Origin of the sequence: Paenibacillus sp. FSL H7-0940 (assembly GCF_037979415.1) — a bacterium.
Lineage (GTDB): Bacteria > Bacillota > Bacilli > Paenibacillales > Paenibacillaceae > Paenibacillus > Paenibacillus amylolyticus.
This window is the reverse complement of record NZ_CP150280.1, coordinates 6,195,234-6,212,886: the sequence shown is the minus strand read 5'-3', so window position 1 is coordinate 6,212,886 and position 17,653 is coordinate 6,195,234. Positions and strand designations below refer to the sequence as shown.

14 protein-coding genes are annotated in these 17,653 nt (G+C 47.0%); 9 read left to right on the top strand and 5 right to left on the bottom strand.

The genetic code is table 11. The annotated features are described in order from the left end of the window. Positions 1 to 234 precede the first annotated feature (234 nt). Positions 235 to 1,041, bottom strand: coding sequence for a winged-helix domain-containing protein (locus tag MHB71_RS27420; protein ID WP_036612804.1), 807 nt, complete (start codon positions 1,039 to 1,041; stop codon positions 235 to 237). Continuing rightward, positions 1,017 to 1,412 (bottom strand): transcriptional repressor, encoded by a 396-nt coding sequence (locus tag MHB71_RS27415; RefSeq protein WP_036612807.1) that lies wholly within the window; start codon positions 1,410 to 1,412, stop codon positions 1,017 to 1,019. Before MHB71_RS27415 ends, MHB71_RS27420 begins: the two co-directional genes overlap by 25 nt. A gap of 272 nt (positions 1,413 to 1,684) precedes the next feature. Between MHB71_RS27415 and MHB71_RS27410 the strand changes: the two genes are divergently transcribed. Then, a complete protein-coding gene (locus tag MHB71_RS27410; RefSeq protein WP_100528313.1) occupies positions 1,685 to 2,797 on the top strand; it encodes a diguanylate cyclase in 1,113 nt (370 codons plus the stop codon). A 124-nt stretch (positions 2,798 to 2,921) separates the two neighbouring features. Here the strand turns inward: MHB71_RS27410 and MHB71_RS27405 are convergent, their stop codons facing one another. Both MHB71_RS27405 and MHB71_RS27400 read right to left on the bottom strand, forming a co-directional pair. Then, the gene (locus MHB71_RS27405) at positions 2,922 to 3,860 is read right to left on the bottom strand and encodes an aldo/keto reductase family protein (protein ID WP_047840782.1); all 939 of its coding nucleotides are present in this window, start codon (positions 3,858 to 3,860) and stop codon (positions 2,922 to 2,924) included. Between the two features lie 153 nt (positions 3,861 to 4,013). Next, positions 4,014 to 5,651, bottom strand: coding sequence for a histidine kinase dimerization/phospho-acceptor domain-containing protein (locus tag MHB71_RS27400; RefSeq protein ID WP_340028190.1), 1,638 nt, complete (start codon positions 5,649 to 5,651; stop codon positions 4,014 to 4,016). 481 nt (positions 5,652 to 6,132) lie between these two features. Here MHB71_RS27400 and MHB71_RS27395 point away from each other — a divergent pair, with 481 nt between their 5' ends. The 3 genes from MHB71_RS27395 to MHB71_RS27385 all read left to right on the top strand — a co-directional run bounded on the left by MHB71_RS27395 (position 6,133) and on the right by MHB71_RS27385 (position 9,656). Next, positions 6,133 to 8,094, top strand: a complete 1,962-nt coding sequence (locus MHB71_RS27395; RefSeq protein WP_340028189.1) for an anaerobic ribonucleoside triphosphate reductase — start codon at positions 6,133 to 6,135, stop codon at positions 8,092 to 8,094. Beyond that, complete coding sequence (gene nrdG / locus MHB71_RS27390) at positions 8,091 to 8,600, top strand: anaerobic ribonucleoside-triphosphate reductase activating protein (protein WP_340028188.1); 510 nt, start codon at positions 8,091 to 8,093, stop codon at positions 8,598 to 8,600. The genes MHB71_RS27395 and nrdG overlap by 4 nt, the downstream gene beginning before the upstream one ends. A 216-nt stretch (positions 8,601 to 8,816) precedes the next feature. Then, positions 8,817 to 9,656, top strand: coding sequence for a methyl-accepting chemotaxis protein (locus MHB71_RS27385; RefSeq protein ID WP_074092610.1), 840 nt, complete (start codon positions 8,817 to 8,819; stop codon positions 9,654 to 9,656). Between the two features lie 152 nt (positions 9,657 to 9,808). On the opposite strand, the gene MHB71_RS27380 is transcribed toward MHB71_RS27385, so the two are convergent. Continuing rightward, positions 9,809 to 12,631, bottom strand: a complete 2,823-nt coding sequence (locus tag MHB71_RS27380) for a glycoside hydrolase family 3 C-terminal domain-containing protein (RefSeq protein ID WP_340028187.1) — start codon at positions 12,629 to 12,631, stop codon at positions 9,809 to 9,811. A gap of 368 nt (positions 12,632 to 12,999) precedes the next feature. Between MHB71_RS27380 and MHB71_RS27375 the strand changes: the two genes are divergently transcribed. From MHB71_RS27375 to MHB71_RS27355, 5 genes are all read left to right on the top strand, one after another. Next, positions 13,000 to 14,544, top strand: coding sequence for an FAD-dependent oxidoreductase (locus MHB71_RS27375; protein WP_340028186.1), 1,545 nt, complete (start codon positions 13,000 to 13,002; stop codon positions 14,542 to 14,544). 296 nt (positions 14,545 to 14,840) lie between these two features. Next, positions 14,841 to 15,170 carry a PadR family transcriptional regulator gene (locus MHB71_RS27370; RefSeq protein ID WP_036667851.1) on the top strand — a complete coding sequence of 110 codons (330 nt, stop codon included), beginning with the start codon at positions 14,841 to 14,843 and terminating at the stop codon, positions 15,168 to 15,170. Then, on the top strand, positions 15,163 to 15,756 hold the full coding sequence (locus tag MHB71_RS27365; RefSeq protein WP_340028185.1) for a DUF1700 domain-containing protein: 594 nt from the start codon (positions 15,163 to 15,165) through the stop codon (positions 15,754 to 15,756). Before MHB71_RS27370 ends, MHB71_RS27365 begins: the two co-directional genes overlap by 8 nt. Next, positions 15,753 to 16,652, top strand: a complete 900-nt coding sequence (locus tag MHB71_RS27360; RefSeq protein WP_340028184.1) for a DUF4097 family beta strand repeat-containing protein — start codon at positions 15,753 to 15,755, stop codon at positions 16,650 to 16,652. The genes MHB71_RS27365 and MHB71_RS27360 overlap by 4 nt, the downstream gene beginning before the upstream one ends. A gap of 78 nt (positions 16,653 to 16,730) precedes the next feature. Then, entirely contained in the window at positions 16,731 to 17,450 is a 720-nt protein-coding gene (locus MHB71_RS27355; protein ID WP_340028183.1) for a 3-ketoacyl-ACP reductase, read from the top strand. The last annotated feature ends 203 nt before the right edge of the window (positions 17,451 to 17,653 follow it).

Below are 17,653 nucleotides of genomic sequence, written 5' to 3'. Positions count from 1 at the left end.
TATTCGGCTTCGGTTTAAATATACATTTAGACTTGATCTAACTGTTAAATTGATTCTAACATGTCCCACTCTGCTCTTGCATGAGGTTCACATGAGATTAAGATGAGGTTCTTCAACATTCATGAATGAACTATGAACATGTTTTAAGGGAATGATTCTGATCTGCCTATCTATTAGGTAGTACCCGAAAAAGCATGAAGTGAAAGATAAAATTTGGGCAAAAAAAAAAGCGGACTAATCCGCCAGGCGGTAGCCCACTCCTCTTACAGTGACAATATATTGCGGCGAAGACGCATTATCGCCCAATTTTTTGCGCAAGCTTTTGATATGAACATCGACCACATTACTTCCACCTGTAAAATCCGTCTCCCAGATATCGCTGAGCATTTCCTCACGGGAAATGACTGCACCTTTGGCATCAATCAGCTTGAGTAACAGATCATATTCGGTCTTGGTTAGATGAATCCGGTTATTATCGCGCTGTACACTCATCCGTTCACGATCAAGCCACAGATCTTTGAATCCGATACGGTGCCCTTCCTCAGGCAAAAAACCACGGTTGGGCAGAGCAGGGCTGTTGCCAATCATGCGCTGCACTCGGTAAAGTGCTTCCTGCGGGCGTGCAGGCCACACCAGCAATTCCTCCTGAAGCATCGGTCCACTTGCGCTGCCAATCATCTTCTCACCGACCAGATACAGACAAGGGGTTGTATGCTCAGCCTCACGATTCAATCGGCTGCTAATGCCGGCAAATGCATCGATCGTTCCAGCCACAGACAGATCATAGATCAACAGATCAAAGACAAGACGCTCATGCAGATCCGGTTCCCAGCGATGGAAGACCAGTACATCAAAGCAGCTATCCGTTAAGGCTTTTACCAGTTCATGAACCTGCCCCGGCATCGGGCTGATCAGAATAACACGCCGTGTAACCGGACAATTGTCCACAAGGGGTGTTGAGTCAGACAAGGCTGGTTTAACCCTTAGGGGTAAACGGCGGCCAGGCAATTTTATTTTCACTTGATCCGTTTGTTTCTGCATTCCCCGCAGACACCTCCAAAGACCACATGAGCATGATCGATTGCATATCCGGTTTCTTCAGCTACCTGTTTCATCCATTGTGGAGGAACCTCTGTCATCACCTCGTCCACTTTGCCACACACTTCACACATAATGTGCTGATGATCATCCATACGGGCATCGTACCGGCTTGCTGTCTCTCCGAGTTTAAGTTCCCGTATCAATTCTTTGTCCGTCAGATAACGAAGAGAATTATACACCGTACCATAGGCCAGATTATATCCTTGTTCCACGAGTCGATTCATGACATCAGCAGCTGTCGGATGATCCTCTGAATGGCGCACCACATCATATACTGCTTGTCGTTGTATCGTCAGATTTAAAGTTCTCACAACCATTTCTCCTTTATTATTGATCCATTTTATATGAAATCAGACACTGATCTTCTACTTATGATGGTCTTCCCAAAAAGAAGGAATATATTTTGATTTAGATTAAGTATAAATCTCATTGCATATTGAAGTCAATATCACTCTAACATCCTGTATATGCAAATAAAACATCTTTCCCAGCAATCCCCTCATAAATTTGGGATATTATGGTTCGCTACAGCACCACTTTTCAGATAAAATATAGGGATGTGCGTAAAAAGGGGGAATGTCGGTTGTTTAGCACTTTTTTCATTAATATCTGTGTCATGATTACGTTTATGTATGTGTCCGGGATCATCGCAAAGTTCTATAGTATCCGATTGCCTTTTCCCTCGTTACGTGTTCAGTTGATCGGCGGCTTATTATTCGGTATATATGGCACAGTACTCATGAACTATTCTTTCCCTCTGAACGAAACTACGATTGTAGATCTACGGCATCTGGCCATCGTTACCGCAGCGGTATATATGGGAGGATTGGCTTCGGTCGTTACGGGACTCATGATCTCGGTCATTCGTATTCTGATGTTCGGCTTATCATCCTCTGCCATAGATGCAGGTTTTGTCATGACTCTGATCGGACTGTCCGGTGTATACTTCGCCTATGCTCCCTGGTCCAGACTGACCAAAATAATTACAATGAATCTGCTTGGCATGACATTAATCTTTATCATCCTTATGTTGAATACAGACAGCATGAATTCATTAATGAAGATATATCCGTTACAAATGACCATTTCTTTTGCCGGTGGAATATTTATCTATTTCATTGCAGAATTCATTAATAAATCTAATGAAATGTTATTTCTATTGGAAAAAAGAGCTTCTACCGATCATCTTACCAACCTGAGCAATCGACGACAGTTCGAAAAATCACTTCAACTGGAACTCCAGCGTGCGCGGGATTATCAACAGAAGCTTTCCTTGCTTGCCATTGATATTGACCGATTCAAAAAGGTAAACGACACCTATGGTCATTCCGCTGGCGATGCGGTCCTGAAGCAACTTGGACAACTGCTTGTTGAACATGCACGTTCTGCTGATATCGTGTCACGAAATGGTGGGGAAGAATTCGCCATTCTCTTGCTCGACTGTGGACACCGTCAGGCCGTGGCTACCGCCGAATCTATACGACAGGCTGTAGAGAAATACCATTTTGCTCTGCCCGACGGGCACACGACACGTCTAACCATCTCCATTGGTGTAGCCGTGTACCCCGATCATTGTGATGATCATGACGATGACGATTTCTTCGAACAGGCCGATCGTGCTTTATATGAAGCCAAGAATACAGGGCGTAACCGTGTGTGTGCCTTAACTTTTCGTTCCTTGCCTCTTACACTTTAAAGTAAGATCTAACCTTTCAACGTTATTCAAAAAAGGGATGTCTCGTTCGCCCATTCAGGCGCACAGGACATCCCTTGCTTTATGGATCATTGCATATCATCTCAGCTTGTGTGCTGACAGGAGATCAAGCAAGGATGCTCTCAATCTCCTCCACAATGGCAGCATCCAGCTTCACGCCAGATGCAGCCGCGTTCTCTTTTACCTGCTCGGGACGACTCGCCCCTACAAGTGCACTGGATACATTGTTTTGGCGCAGAATCCAGGCAAGGGCCAGTTGCCCAACCTTCAGATCCAGCTTGTCCGCCACTTCAATCAGTTGACGAACTTTCCCGATACGATCCGCATTGATCTTTCCTTCGTCCCATCCTAGCTTGGCAGCACGGCTATTCTCTGGGATATCGGAAACGGACGTATATTTCCCGGTCAATAGACCTTGAGCAAGCGGGGAGTATACAACTTGTCCGATGCCTTTACGCTCACCGAGCGGGATAATTTCATTTTCGATATAACGGTCAAACATGTTGTACACCGGCTGATTGACCACGATACGATCCAGAAGCAGACGATCTGCTGTACCCAACGCAGCTTCCATCTGAGCCGCTGTCCACTGGCTGACGCCTACATATAACACTTTGCCTTGGCGTACCAGATCATCGAGAGCACGGAGTGTTTCTTCAATTGGTGTTTCGGTATGATAACGATGGCAATAATAGATATCCACATATTCAACGCCTAGGCGCTTCAAGCTGGCTTCACATTGCTCCTTGATATGTTTGCGAGATAACCCCTGGTCATTCGGACCATCACCCATTTTGCCAAATACTTTGGTTGCAAGTACATAAGAGTCACGGGAATATGCTTTGAGCGTCTGCCCAAGCAGTTCTTCTGCTGCGCCCCGTTCGTATACATTGGCAGTATCAAAAAAGTTAATGCCTTCATCAAATGCAGTTTCAATTGATTTCACCGCATTCTCACGTTCCACATACCCTCCGTACGTCAGCCAGCTTCCCAGGCTAATCTCGCTTACTTTCAGTCCGCTTCCACCTAATCTGCGATAATCCATTGATTGCATATCCTCCTCTGTTGGTTATAAAGATGAAGTTCACTTTCTATTGTAACGTAACCAGCTCGGAATAAAAGGGCTTTGGCTCAGAAAATGGAAAATGAAAAAAAGCGCACCTATAAGGTGCGCCGAATAAAGATCTATGATCATGATCTAAGGCAAAGTAATGCTCAATGCATTCAACAGATCAGCCTGTCTGACCGGCTTGGTCAGAACAGCATCAAAGGCTTCTGCTTCATGCAATTCAATGTGCATACCATAAGGAACAAGAACAATGACGGGCAGATTCTCCAGTCGCTGTTTCAGTTCATGTACAAAATCAACCGCGCCGCCTTCCATTAATCCCATATCCACAACGGCTACATCCGGCATGAATCCTTCCTTGATCCAATCATGCGCTAATGTCACACCCGAGGTCATGTGTACATCCATCTCCCACCTACGCATCAGGGAAGAGACACCTTGCAAAATGTCAGGGTCCTTGGCAAGCAACACCTTTTTCCCTTTTAACCGCTGCTGAACACTTGCGAGTTGAGGTAACTCCCAGTATCTGCGCAACGGAAGGGAGATGTTGAATTCCGTCTCATTTTCCTTCACACTGCTCACCTGAATACGGCCATGCATGAGAATGGCAAGATTCTGGCTTACAGCTAAACCCAGATTGCTTCCAATCAGTTTTTGGATATTCAAATTTTCATCTTGGCTGTTAAAGGTTGGTGTCTTCTTGTCCGATAACATCTGACCCGTGTACTTCACCTTGAGCTGAAGTGTACCGGTCTCCTCCAATTCTTCTCCGTTCACCACTGCTGTGATCAGAACGGAACCTTCACGCGTTGAATCGAGAGCATATTGAATGACGTGTGCAAGCAACTGTCCAATCTTGACTTCATCACCAACGAACACTTGAGATACATTCAGTTCAAGATTTAATCCCAGCTCAATGTTCTTGCCCGTCGCAATCCCGGCATAGAGATACACGGTATTCTCAATGGTGCCTACCAGATCAAACGGATCATCATGTATAACCGTTTTACCTGCTTCATTAATGTTGAAATTCATCATATTATTCAGCAAGGAAAGCAGAATATTGCCGCTTGTCTCAATCATGTTCACATATTCGGACTGCTCCTCAGGCATATCCGGTGTGCGCATCAGATCTGTCAGTCCCAAAATACCGTTCAAAGGATTGCGAATCTCGTGACCCATTAGCTTCAACATCTGTGTTTTGGTCATAGCCTCAGATTCGGCACGTTCTTTCTCTGCCTGGAGCTGTTCTTGTATTTGTTCCGAATCACTCAGTTTCCGCTCCTGAACATGCAACGTGCTTTCCAGATCAACAACATAACCCAGGAATACAGCCATCGCCTTCAGTGTCTTCATATCGGTTTCGCTGATCACATAACCAGGATCATCCATCAGACAGATGGTGCCAAATGTTTCGCCCGATCTTCTCATAATAGGCACGCCCACGAAGAAGCGATTGCCAAGTCCGCTCGTAACGCCCATGGATCGTGTCATCGGATGTTCACATGTATCCGGGATCGTAAGCACGTTACCGTTGTCTCTTAATACCAGGCTGCAATATGAATCCGTAAATGGAAGTGCACTGCCTTTAACAACTAACTCTTCCGTACGATTAAAGGCCTCCAAAATGACATTGGTCTCCCCGTCATTCGTGGCAACAAAGATGGTATTGACCTTCAATATACCGCTTAATACGTCTACGATATGGGCCGCAGCTTCCTTTATATCTTCATAGAAGCCTCTTGTAATGCCTTCTGCCGTCCCCATGATTCACCCCTCTTATCTTAGCTGCACTTTCAAATCTGTATTTCAGAATGTTTAATCACGTACAGGGGTCATCAAAAATCCGAATAGCTGTCACAATCTATACTTATATGATTAACACCGTAGAAGTATATGAGAATCATACTCCCTGCCTATTGCCCATTTGTGGACAAAAGCAGGTCTTAAACGGATGGTTTAACGACCGCGAATTCATTGCAACTCGCCTTTTCAGCTTGATTAAAGTCCATCTTGTCCGACTTCGGATATTATACTTGCAGAATAACTAGAAATTATACGCTTCCGCTCAGACTTTGGGAACCTTTATCCGCAGCAATTAAAGGAAAGTCCACTTTGTTCAGTAAGCTGTGTGATCATGATCACACCCAAAAAACCACATATAGTTTATAAATGGATAATACGAATCTACATATAGTATTTAACGTGAATTGAATGATAACCAAAATCATTTTAGGAGGAACCTTACATGAACATGCTTGAGTATGCCACCCCACCGGCATCCGATCTATTATCCGACCTGGGAAGACGAATTATTGGCGCTGAAGACGCCGATACGCTGAGGGAAAATGCGAATCTGAACGGAGACTCCTTCAGCGGTAAGATGAGCAGGCTCGGTTCGGAGACAGCCAAGTGGCATGCTCTGCGTCATGTATTGCCGGAAGAGCTTGCCCAAGCTGTGGAGAATGGGGATCTGTATGTACACGATCTGGATCAGTATGCACTTGGAACGACCAACTGTATCTTTATCCCGTTTGACCGTCTCCTTGCTGCGGGTTTCAACACAGGTAACGGATCGGTTCGCACACCTCAGACGATCATGTCTGCCATGGCTCTGGTTGCGATCATCTTCCAATCCCAGCAGAACAGTCAATATGGCGGTGTATCGGCCAATAAAATTGACTGGGATCTGGCCCCTTATGTACAGCGATCGTTCCGCAAACACTACCGCAAAGGGCAACGGCTCTTTGGTGAAAATGTTCTGATCGGGGATGAACAGCTTCATCTGGATAGCATCGAAGCGAAGAATCAATGTCCGCGAGCATATGCCTTCGCCTATGAAGAGACTGAATTGGAGACAGGACAAGCTGCTGAATCACTGATTCATAACCTGAATACGATGAGCAGCAGGGCGGGTGGTCAGATTCCATTTACTTCACTGAACTATGGATTATGTACTTCTGCGGAAGGACGGTTGGTATCACGCTCATTGCTGGAAGCAACCATTCGTGGGCTCGGCAACGGGGAGACTCCCGTGTTCCCTCAACATATTTTCCAATGTAAACAGGGGATCAATCAGGCTCAAGGAGAGCCGAACTATGATCTGTTCCGGCTCGCAGTCAGCTGTTCATCCCGGCGGATGTATCCTAACTTTGTCAATGTGGATGCCTCTTTCAATCTGCCTTTTTATCATCCGGAAGATCCGGATACGATCATCGCAACCATGGGATGCCGCACACGTACACTGGCTGACCGGTTTGGTCGCAATCGTCAAAGTGGTAAAGGTAATCTGTCCTTCAACACCATTAACCTCGTGAAGCTCGGCATCCGGTTTGGCATCTGCCAAGGTGCAAGAGCTGTCGCTGACCGAGCCGGATTCTATACTGCTTTGGAGTCAGTTATGCATAATGCCGCTTCCGGCCTGTTACACCGCTACCGAATTCAGACATTGCAGCCTGCCAAGGCATCGGACTTCATGATGCGGGAGGGTGTATGGGAAGGTGGAGAACAGCTTGGCCCGAACGAGCCGGTTGCCGAGCTTTTAAAGCATGGAACATTATCTCTTGGTTTTATCGGTCTCGCGGAATGTATGACAGCTCTCTATGGGCGCCATCATGGGCAGGACCCTCATGTACACCGCGAAGCGCTCAACATTATTCGGACCATGAGAGAGTTCTGTGACCGGATGAGCGAGCAGCATAACTTGAATATCACACTGTTTGCCACACCTGCTGAAGGGTTGTCCGGCAAATTCACGAAGATCGACAGAGAGCGTTATGGCATTATTCCCGGGGTTAATGATCGGGAGTATTATACGAACTCATTCCATATCCCGGTATACCACACTCTTCCAGCGTATCGGAAGATTGAACTGGAGGCACCGTTCCATACGTTATGTAACGCGGGTGCAATCTCCTATGTGGAGCTTGACGGAAACGTTCGGGCCAACACCGCAGCTTTCCTGCGGATCGTACAGTATGCACTGGCGCAGGATATCGGTTATTTCTCCATTAATCATCCAATTGATCGCTGCCCTGCATGTGGTTATGAAGGCGTCATTGGGGATGTATGCCCAAACTGTGAAGCCCACGAGAACCATGTACACTTCCAGCGGTTACGCCGCGTAACTGGCTATCTGACCGGGGATTACAAAGTACGCTTCAATGCTGCGAAACAAGCTGAAGTGCGGGATCGGGTGAAGCACCGGTGAATCTATATGGTTACATCCCGGAATCGGTAAATGAAGGGGCCGGCCTGCGTGCCGTGTTGTTCATCAGCGGATGTCGTCACGCCTGTCCGGGCTGCTTCAGTCCGGATTCATGGAGCTTTCGAGCGGGTGAGCCCTTTACAGAGGAGCGGCAGCAGCAGATTCTGCATGAAGTGACGACCCATCCATTGCTGGATGGCGTTACGTTGTGTGGTGGTGATCCCTTTTTCTCGGCAGCAGAATGTACGTCTTGGGTCCAGCAGCTCCGCGCTGCACGTCCTGATCTGACGGTATGGGCCTACACGGGATTTGAATATGAAGAACTGATTACCGACCCTGCAAGAGCGGAGCTTGCCCGGTTGTGCGATGTGATTATTGACGGTCGATACGTTGAAGCGGAGCGTGATGTTTCCCTTCCCTTCCGCGGCAGCCGGAATCAGCGTTTGATTGATGTCAGTGCAACACTAGCCACTCGAACCATCGTTACAATGCAGCTCAGTATGCTGTAAACATTGGTTTTATTCCCCTCACCAACTAACAAGACACGGGTCCCCAGCGGATTCGTGTCTTGTTGGCGTATAGCGGTCTTCTTTAAGAAATAGGTTTTATCCATTCTCTCTATTTTCTTCTCTATTGCATGACGATATATAATATAGGTAGTTATTAAGTTAGCATTTAAAATTTAACCGTTTACATAAGGTAACCAGGGAGGAATCATCTTTTATATGGATATTGTTCAAGCATTAATTACATGTATGCCTTTCTTTCGAGATACGATTCGTCAGGATGTAACCCTCTCCGTTATTGATCATGAGAAGTTCCTATATTTCTCAGCGGGGGAATCGTTAAAACAACTGAATTATCAACCCGGCGACCCTCTATTGGATGGAAATCGAAATTTTGCTGATCTCAACGGCGGTACAGTCAAACGATTCGATCACTATCCTAAAGATTTATTCGGTGTTCCTTTTGACGTGGCTTTTATTCCCATTAAAAATGAACAAGGTGAAGTCATCGCCCTGTTTAACCTGCTCTACAGTATGGATGATCAGGACCAGCTGCAACAGCTCATGGATGCTACCGAAAATCTGACTAACCAGTTAATTGACAGTGTACAGCATGTAGCTGCACACTCCGAGGAACTCAGTGCCACAACCGAAGAGATACGGAACAATTCCAAACAAGCCGTACAGAAATCAGGCAATGTCACTCAAGTCGCCAGTTTCATTCGTGAAATCTCCGAACAAACCAATCTGCTCGGCTTAAATGCTGCCATTGAAGCTGCTCGTGTAGGTGAAGCAGGTGCAGGTTTTGGCGTTGTTGCCAAAGAAATTCGCAAACTGTCTGTGGATACCAAAGAAGCAACGGCCCGTATTGAAGATTCTCTTCTGTCGGTTCGGCAATCCATTCAAGGCATGGAGAATGAACTTGGTGAGATCACTGCAAGCTCCCAAGAGCAGGCTGAACTCGTAAACAATTTTATGAGCACAATTGAGCAACTGAATGAAACCAACAAACAATTGAAGCAATTTGTGCAAAAAATGATTACGTTTGACGGAAAATAAAAATACGTATAATGGACAATACAAGCACGGTTCATATCATAGGAATTTGCATAATTCGAATCCTACCGCTCAGGGGATTTATGCAAAATGGTCATTAAACAACAAACTAAGCCTCCGAATAAGTTCGGAGGCCTTTTCATGAGCTAATTGACTTAACGAATCTCAAAGTGACTGATGCGCACACCTGCAGACAACACAATGTATACATCCTGCGCGCCTGATGCACCTGTGAGTTCCGCCTTCACGGTAGACCACTGCTGGGCTTCACCTTGTGCCAGTTCCACACGTCCTGCGAGCGTACCGTCTGGTGAACCGAGTCGAACTTCCAATACAGCGCCTTCTTGTTCTGCGGATACACGCGCTTCAATTGCTGCTGCTCCACTGCCCAGATCGGCATCTTTGAAGACAATCCATCCTTGCTCTCCAACGACACGGACAGCACTTCCGCCCTCTGTGCTCTCATCCAGATCAACACCCAAGTATGCATCATAATTCTCGGCACGAGTAGCCACACCCAGATTACGGGCAGGGATCGTCTCTCCTTCTACCGTCAGGTCTGCAACCAGCTGAACATCGGAGGATGACTTGGCAACCATAATAGAGTAAGTTCCACTTTCCACGACATACCGATCACGAGTTACATCCCAGATTGCCAGTTCCTGAACAGGCAAGGTGAAGCTGACTTTCGCTGTAGCTCCCGCTTCGACATGAAGACGACGGAATCCTTTTAACGTTTTGAGTGGACGTTTCACCCGGGATTTGCCTGCACGAACGTACAACTGTACAACTTCGTCACTGGCGATTGTACCGGTATTGGTCACATCTACAGTTACCGTAACGTTGCCCTCTGTACCCACTTGAGCTGGGCTAAGTTCCAAATTGCTGTATTTAAACGTTGCATACGTCAGACCATGTCCAAACGGATACAATACATTGCCTTCAAAATATTGATATGTCCGACCGGATTGAATGATATCGTAATCCTTAATGTCGGTCAGTTGATCTGCCGATTGTACCCATGTCATATTCAGACGGCCTGCTGGTGCATAGTCGCCATACAAGACGTCAGCTACTGCGTTACCCAGTTCCTGTCCTGCGTGTGAAGTATACAATACCGCCGGGATGTTCTCCTGAACCCAGTTGGATGTGAACGGATAACTACCCACGATGACAACTACCGTGTTCGGGTTCGCGGCATAGACCGCCTCAACCAGACGTTGCTGGGATTCGGCGAGATCCAGACTTGGACGGTCAATCTCTTCTTTACCATTTACAAGCGGATTATTACCAACAAAGACAATCGCCGTTTCCGCAGCCTTAGCCGCTGCTACCGCTTCTTCAAGTCCGTTCACAATCACATCCTGCTTGAACGTCTCTGTGGCACCAAAGGTTTTCAGTTCTTCGGACACTACGAATGCATCGTTTCCACCATTAGGTGCAGTCACCGTTTTGCCATTCCAAGTAGTCAGACCTACACTGCCATCCTCTTGTGGCAACAGGTGGAATACTTCCTTCACGAACCAGCCGTATACTTCATCAGCGGAAGCCGTTACGGTCTCTTCATCTGTCGTCAGATATTTGCCGTTGCTTTCGGCCTGCAAGGTATAACTTCCGAAGCCCCAGTCGGAAACCATGAACGTCTCCGCTTCTCCCGAAGCAATCACAGGTGATTTCTCACCTTCTACCAGTCCAATTTTCTTCCCATTGGCTACGGAAGTTAACGTAATACGATCATTACCATCCTTGAACGATACTTTATCGCTGCCTACTTTGCCACGGATCGCTTCAAGCGGGGATACGTTATAAGGCATGGTGCCTGCATACCAGTCACGATAGACGGTTCCGCCCAATTGACCAATCACAGCCACTTTACCAGCTTTTGTTTTGTCCAGCGGGAGCGTGCCTTTGTCGTTTTTGAGCAATACCACTTGTTCTCTTGCAGCTCTGAGCGACAGTTCTTTTGCTTTCTCCGTCATCATGGACTCTTCACCAATAGCAGCGTACGGGTTGCCCTCTTCCGGATCGAACTCGCCCAGACGGAAACGCACACGGAACGTATTAAACAACGCTTTGTCGATGTCATCCATCGTGAGTGTACCTTGTTCCAATCCTTCACGCAGTGCCTGTTTGGACAGCTCAGCATCATCGGTGATGCTATCAATTCCAGCTTTAACAGACTCTACCGTACCTGGTGTGTGGGAATCATAGTATTTATGATCATTCATGATGCCCATTACGTCACCTGCATCACTGACAATGAAACCATCCATGCCCCATTCACCTTTGACAATCTCGTTCACAAAAGGATGCAACAACGCTGGCGTACCATTAATGGAGTTGTACGCCGTCATCATCGACTGTGCGCCGCCTTCCTTAAATGGCTTCTCGAACGCCTTCAGATAATACTCACGCATGTTACGTGGATCAATGCTGGACGAACCGCTTCCGCGATCCACTTCGTTATTATTGGCGAGGAAATGCTTCAAAGTAGCAACCGCTTTGTAATACTTCGGATGGTCGCCCTGAATTCCTTTGACCAATGCTGTTGTCAGCTCGGCTGTCAGTTCCGGATCTTCACCATACGCCTCTTCATTCCGTCCCCAACGCGGGTCACGTTCCATATCCACTGTAGGTGCCCACAGCGTAAGACCGTTCACTGCCGGATTTCGTTTATAAAATACACGCGCCTCGTCTCCGAGTACGGAGCCAATCTCCTTCATCAGGTCCGCATCCCATGTGCACGCAAGCCCCACCGGTTGTGGGAAAGATGTTGCTTCTCCAAGCCAGGCCAAGCCGTGGGCCGCTTCTGTGCCGTGTTTGTATGCAGGCACACCCAGGCGGTCTACTGCCGGTTGATATTGCAGCATGGATTCAATTTTTTCATCTTCCGTCAAGCGGGATACAAGGTCCTTCACCCGGGTGTCTAACTCTAGTGCTGTATCTTGAAACGGATATTTCGTTTGGTTGGTCGTCATATAGAATCTCCTTTGGTTATCGGTAGTTAATTAAATGATAGCGAATACATATCTCAAGAAAAAACGAGGGTTAATTCGTATGAAATACTTCTTCCGATGGATCAATTAATCCTTTTATAATCAACGTTTACAGGTGTATAACTTGATCTCCTTTCCAAAACCTAAAACGGTTTCGGTAATCTTATCATAAAGCATGTTTAACAAAAAAAACAGAGGTTCTGCACAGGAAATTGTGAACATCCCCTCTGCAAAATCTGAACAACACCGTTTTTTCCTGGCATAGTCTGGCAATCATGAATAAGAGTACAACGATGTGCGCTGAACAACATCCCATTCGATAGATTGAAGATAATCAAGGAGGAAAAAAAATGAGCGACAATCAGCAGCCCAAGACGGGTCTGCCCCCGGTCCCCGAATCACTGTGGCGTGCTACGCATGAATTCGATAGCTATCCGAAGCTGACAGAAGATATCACCGCTGATGTAGCGATTATTGGTGCCGGTATTGCCGGCATTACTACAGCCTATCTGCTCGCGAAGACGGGTATGCGTGTAGTCGTGCTGGAAGCTGGAAAAGTATTGGATGGCACAACCGGTCATACCACGGCCAAGGTATCTGCACAGCACGGCGTCATATTTGATGAAATTATGCATCACTTCGGAGAAGAACAGGCTCGGATGTACTATGAAGGCAATGCCGATGCCGCGAAGTGGATGCGCAATCTGGTGAAGGAAAAACAGATTGATTGCCAGTGGGCAGAGGAAGATGCCTACGTCTACATTCAATCAGAGGAAAACATTAAAAAACTGGAGATCGAGCTGACCGCCTATGGCAAACTCAATATCCCTGGTGAGTGGGTAGACCCACTCCCTATTCCAGTTCCCGCAAGGGCAGGTATTCGCATGCCGGGTCAGGCACGTTTTGATCCGCTGGCCTACCTGCACTACTTGCTCGATTCCGCTGTGAAACAAGGTGTACAGATCTATGAGCATACCACCGTAACCGATGTGGAGGAGGATGCTTCCCTGCATGTCAGAACTTATGGAGATGGCCCATCCGTAACAGCGGAACATATTGTCGTGGCTTCTCATTTTCCCGTCTATGATCCCGGATTTTATTTCACACGATTACACGCCGAACGATCCTACGCTGTATTAGTCGAACCGGAGAAAACCTATGCGGGTGGCATGTACATCTCGGACGATACACCTTACCGCTCCTTGCGTACCGTCTTACATAACGGGAAGGAACACATCCTTTTTGGCGGCGAAAATCACAAAACTGGACAAGGCATCTGTACCTTTGGTCATTATGAACGCCTAGAGCAGTTCGCAGCGGAGACATTTGGCATTCGCAACATTCCTTTTCGCTGGTCAGCCCAGGATCTGATCTCCATCGACAAGGTGCCTTACATCGGACCGATTACCGGAAGACATGAACGAGTCTATGTGGCGACCGGGTTTGCCAAATGGGGAATGACAACTGGCACGATGGCAGGACACCTTCTTGCGGATCGCATCACCGGTCGTGACAACCCTCATGCTGCCATATTCGATCCGGCAAGATTCAAGGCCGATCCTGGTATGAAACACTTTATTGTGGAAAATGTGAATGTAGCCAAGGAATTAATCTCCGGTAAAGTAGGCATTGTGCACAAAAAGGTTAGCGATATTGGTGAAGACGAAGGAGCCGTCGTTCGTCATAATGGCAAACGTGCTGGCGCCTACAAGGACACCAGTGGCAAGCTGTTTCTGGTGGATACCACCTGCACCCATCTGGGTTGCGAAGTCGAATGGAACGAGGGCGAGCGTTCGTGGGATTGCCCATGCCATGGTTCCCGCTTCGATTATGCAGGCCATGTCATTGAGGGCCCTGCTGTGGAAGACCTTAAAGTTCTGGATGCACAAGAATAACCGACATTTAGCGATTAACCTGTAAACCAAAGAAACAAAAGTTCATCTCACAGACCGGATCGGAATCCGCCTCCAGACGGAAGTAACCGATCCGGTTTTTGCGTATGCTGAATTATAGCTAAACAGACAGCTTCAGCTGATCATCAGTATTAACCGAACTTATTGTCGATCAATCGTGATACGGAACTATTTTAAAGTCACTACCTTGCATTAAACAGTACTGGATGCTATGATGAATTCACCACTACTGAACAATATACACTAGCGATAAATGAAGCTACTAAGGAGGAACCTGTGTGAATGTGAACATCCAGTTCAAAAAAGGAGTATTAGAGCTGTGCGTCCTGGTATTAATTAACCGCCAGGATCGGTATGGCTACGAACTGGCTCAGGCGGTCTCCAAACATATCGAAGTTGCTGAAGGTGCACTGTATCCCTTGCTTCGCCGGCTTGTGAATGACGGTTACTGCACCACCTACCTGCAAGAATCAAGCGAAGGACCGCCGCGCAAGTATTACCGGCTATCCGATACAGGTCGCGACTACATGACGGCACTGACGACAGAATGGAATGAATTTGTGCGCAATGTCGCAAATCTGATTGAGGAAGGAATCCCCAATGAATAGACAACAATTTATGAAAGCCATGGAAATTCATCTACGGCCGATGGACCCATTCGAACGGGCTGAGTTGCTCGCCGACTATGATCAACATTTCGAGCTTGGACTACGAGAAGGCAAGCTGGAAGAAGAGATCGCTCGGGAACTCGGACAGCCGGAAGAAATCGCCAAGGAAGCACTCGGTGATCGTTATGACATGCATACGCCGGGTTCAGATGCGTTCTATGCACCGACGTATCGCGAGATGCGGTCACCCAGAAACAGCACCAGCGCCACTCGCAAATTTTTCACCGCCATCGGCCTGTTGTTCCTGAATCTGATCCTTGGCATCCCCCTTGGTCTCATGATGTGGTCGGTATGGCTTGTTATTGCCAGCCTTTCCTTGCTGGTAGTGGCTCCTGTAGCAGCAGTTGTGGACTTTGTATTCCTGGGCCAACTCGATAAACCGGAAATTTTCGTTGCGATTGGCGCTTTCGGTGTCGGCATTTTGTTTGCCATCGCATCGAAGTATGTCTTTAGAGCCTTCAAAATCGTCACTCTTCAATATATTAGATGGAATAAAAACACGATGAAAGGAGATGTTTCCGCATGAGTACCAAAAAATGGCTTGCGCTTGCCGTGATATGTATCGGAATAGGTTTGCTCGGGACATCCATCTATGGCGTTCAGTTCGGGGATGAACGGGAGCATTATTCCAAACGATGGGATTTCAAAGCAGATGAATTGCAGAACATTATCATGAATGCTAATTTCAGTGCAGATATTGAATTTGTCATATGCCCCGATTCGAATGGTTATATCGAAGTGGATGGTAAATGGGACCCTGCCATAGTCAAAAGCTTCGAACAAGCCACCTTATCCAAAGGCACATTCCAACTGGCTCAGACAGCACGTGAACAATTGCAATTTTTCACCTTGTACTGGAATGAGCAAGACTCCACAATAACCGTTGCTCTGCCTGAAGGACACCAATTAAATGAGGTTAAGCTGGACTCCTCTTCAAGTGAATGGGATCTGACAGGTCTAAATGCCAATCAGCTTGAGCTGAACAACACCTCAGGTTCCATACGTCTGGAAAACATCAAAGCGCCCAATATTGAATTGGTTCTAACTTCTGGCGACATTAACGCTTCCATGATTAATGGAGACATGACCGTGAAACAGACATCCGGAAGTTTTACGGCAGATCAGATTGCCGGTAATGTAAACAGTAAGATTAAATCAGGAGATATTGAGATTACTGAATTAAACGGCGCAGCTGATGTTCAATTCACTTCGGGTAGCATTCATATTGAACAGTCCCATTCCGCCCCGATTAATGCGTCGGGAACATCAGGAGATATTTTCATTCAAGCTGCACCTGATTTTGACGGAATTTATGACGCTAAAGCTACTTCCGGAAGTGTCGATGTACCTGAATCGCCAATGGTGAGCCGGGAAGTGATCAAGGCCCGTACTTCTTCTGGCAGCATCGAGATTACCAAATAGTGATGAAGCCAATTTCCGAACTGTGGGTAATAATAGTATAATTGAATGCTAGTCCATTTCTAAGGAGGAATTACCCACATGGAACTTAAAAATAAAACAGCGATCATCACAGGTGCCGGAAAAGGTATCGGCCGTGCGATCGCTGAAGCTCTTGCCAAAGAAGGAGTGCACCTCGGCCTTATTGCACGTACCGCTTCCGATCTTCAGGCTCTGCAACAGTCTCTGAGTCAAGAATACGGTGTGAAAGTAACCAGTGCAGTAGCAGATATCTCGGATCGCACGCAGGCCGAAGCCGCTGTAGCAGCCATCGAGATGGAACTCGGTGCGGTGGATATCCTTATCAATAATGCGGGGATCGGAAAGTTCGGAACGTTCATGGAGATGGAGCCGGAAGAGTGGGAGCGCATCCTGCATGTTAACGTTATGGGTACATATTACGTTACACGCGCTGTCCTTCCGAGCATGATCAAGGAAAGTAGCGGCAGCATTATCAATATTGCTTCCACTGCAGGTGAGCGCGGATTCGCTACAGGTTCGGCATACTGTGCGTCCAAGTTTGCATTGCTTGGCATGACCGAATCTCTGATGCAGGAAGTGCGCAAGTCCAACATTCGTGTAACGGCACTGACTCCAAGCACCGTTAATACGGAGCTTGCGACCAATGCCGGACTGAAAATTGGGGAGGAAGATCGCATGATGCAAGCGGAAGATGTAGCTGAACTTGCACTCGCAACGCTCAAGCTGTCCGACCGTGTCTTTGTCAAAGCAGCAGGCATCTGGACGACTAATCCACAATAGACAGGTGCTTCTGACCTTTCTAAGGAATCTCTCGCACCTTATTGTTGTCATATGCAGGAAATGAGGAACGTAACGAATCTCAGCGACGTTATTTCGCCAGAATTCTGTGGAATGTAGCCAAATTACACACACAGCAGTGAAATAAAGCGCCTGAGATTCGTTACATCTCGATATCTGCTTAGAATCATCTAATAGGGTTCGCT

Excerpts from the sequence above, each read along its gene's own strand:
- MHB71_RS27420 (WP_036612804.1), bottom strand. The coding sequence starts at position 1,041 with ATGCAGAAACAAACGGATCAAGTGAAAATAAAATTGCCTGGCCGCCGT.
- MHB71_RS27405 (WP_047840782.1), bottom strand. The coding sequence starts at position 3,860 with ATGGATTATCGCAGATTAGGTGGAAGCGGACTGAAAGTAAGCGAGATT.
- MHB71_RS27400 (WP_340028190.1), bottom strand. The coding sequence starts at position 5,651 with ATGGGGACGGCAGAAGGCATTACAAGAGGCTTCTATGAAGATATAAAG.
- MHB71_RS27395 (WP_340028189.1), top strand. The coding sequence starts at position 6,133 with ATGAACATGCTTGAGTATGCCACCCCACCGGCATCCGATCTATTATCC.
- MHB71_RS27385 (WP_074092610.1), top strand. The coding sequence starts at position 8,817 with ATGGATATTGTTCAAGCATTAATTACATGTATGCCTTTCTTTCGAGAT.
- MHB71_RS27380 (WP_340028187.1), bottom strand. The coding sequence starts at position 12,631 with ATGACGACCAACCAAACGAAATATCCGTTTCAAGATACAGCACTAGAG.
- MHB71_RS27375 (WP_340028186.1), top strand. The coding sequence starts at position 13,000 with ATGAGCGACAATCAGCAGCCCAAGACGGGTCTGCCCCCGGTCCCCGAA.
- MHB71_RS27365 (WP_340028185.1), top strand. The coding sequence starts at position 15,163 with ATGAATAGACAACAATTTATGAAAGCCATGGAAATTCATCTACGGCCG.
- MHB71_RS27360 (WP_340028184.1), top strand. The coding sequence starts at position 15,753 with ATGAGTACCAAAAAATGGCTTGCGCTTGCCGTGATATGTATCGGAATA.
- MHB71_RS27355 (WP_340028183.1), top strand. The coding sequence starts at position 16,731 with ATGGAACTTAAAAATAAAACAGCGATCATCACAGGTGCCGGAAAAGGT.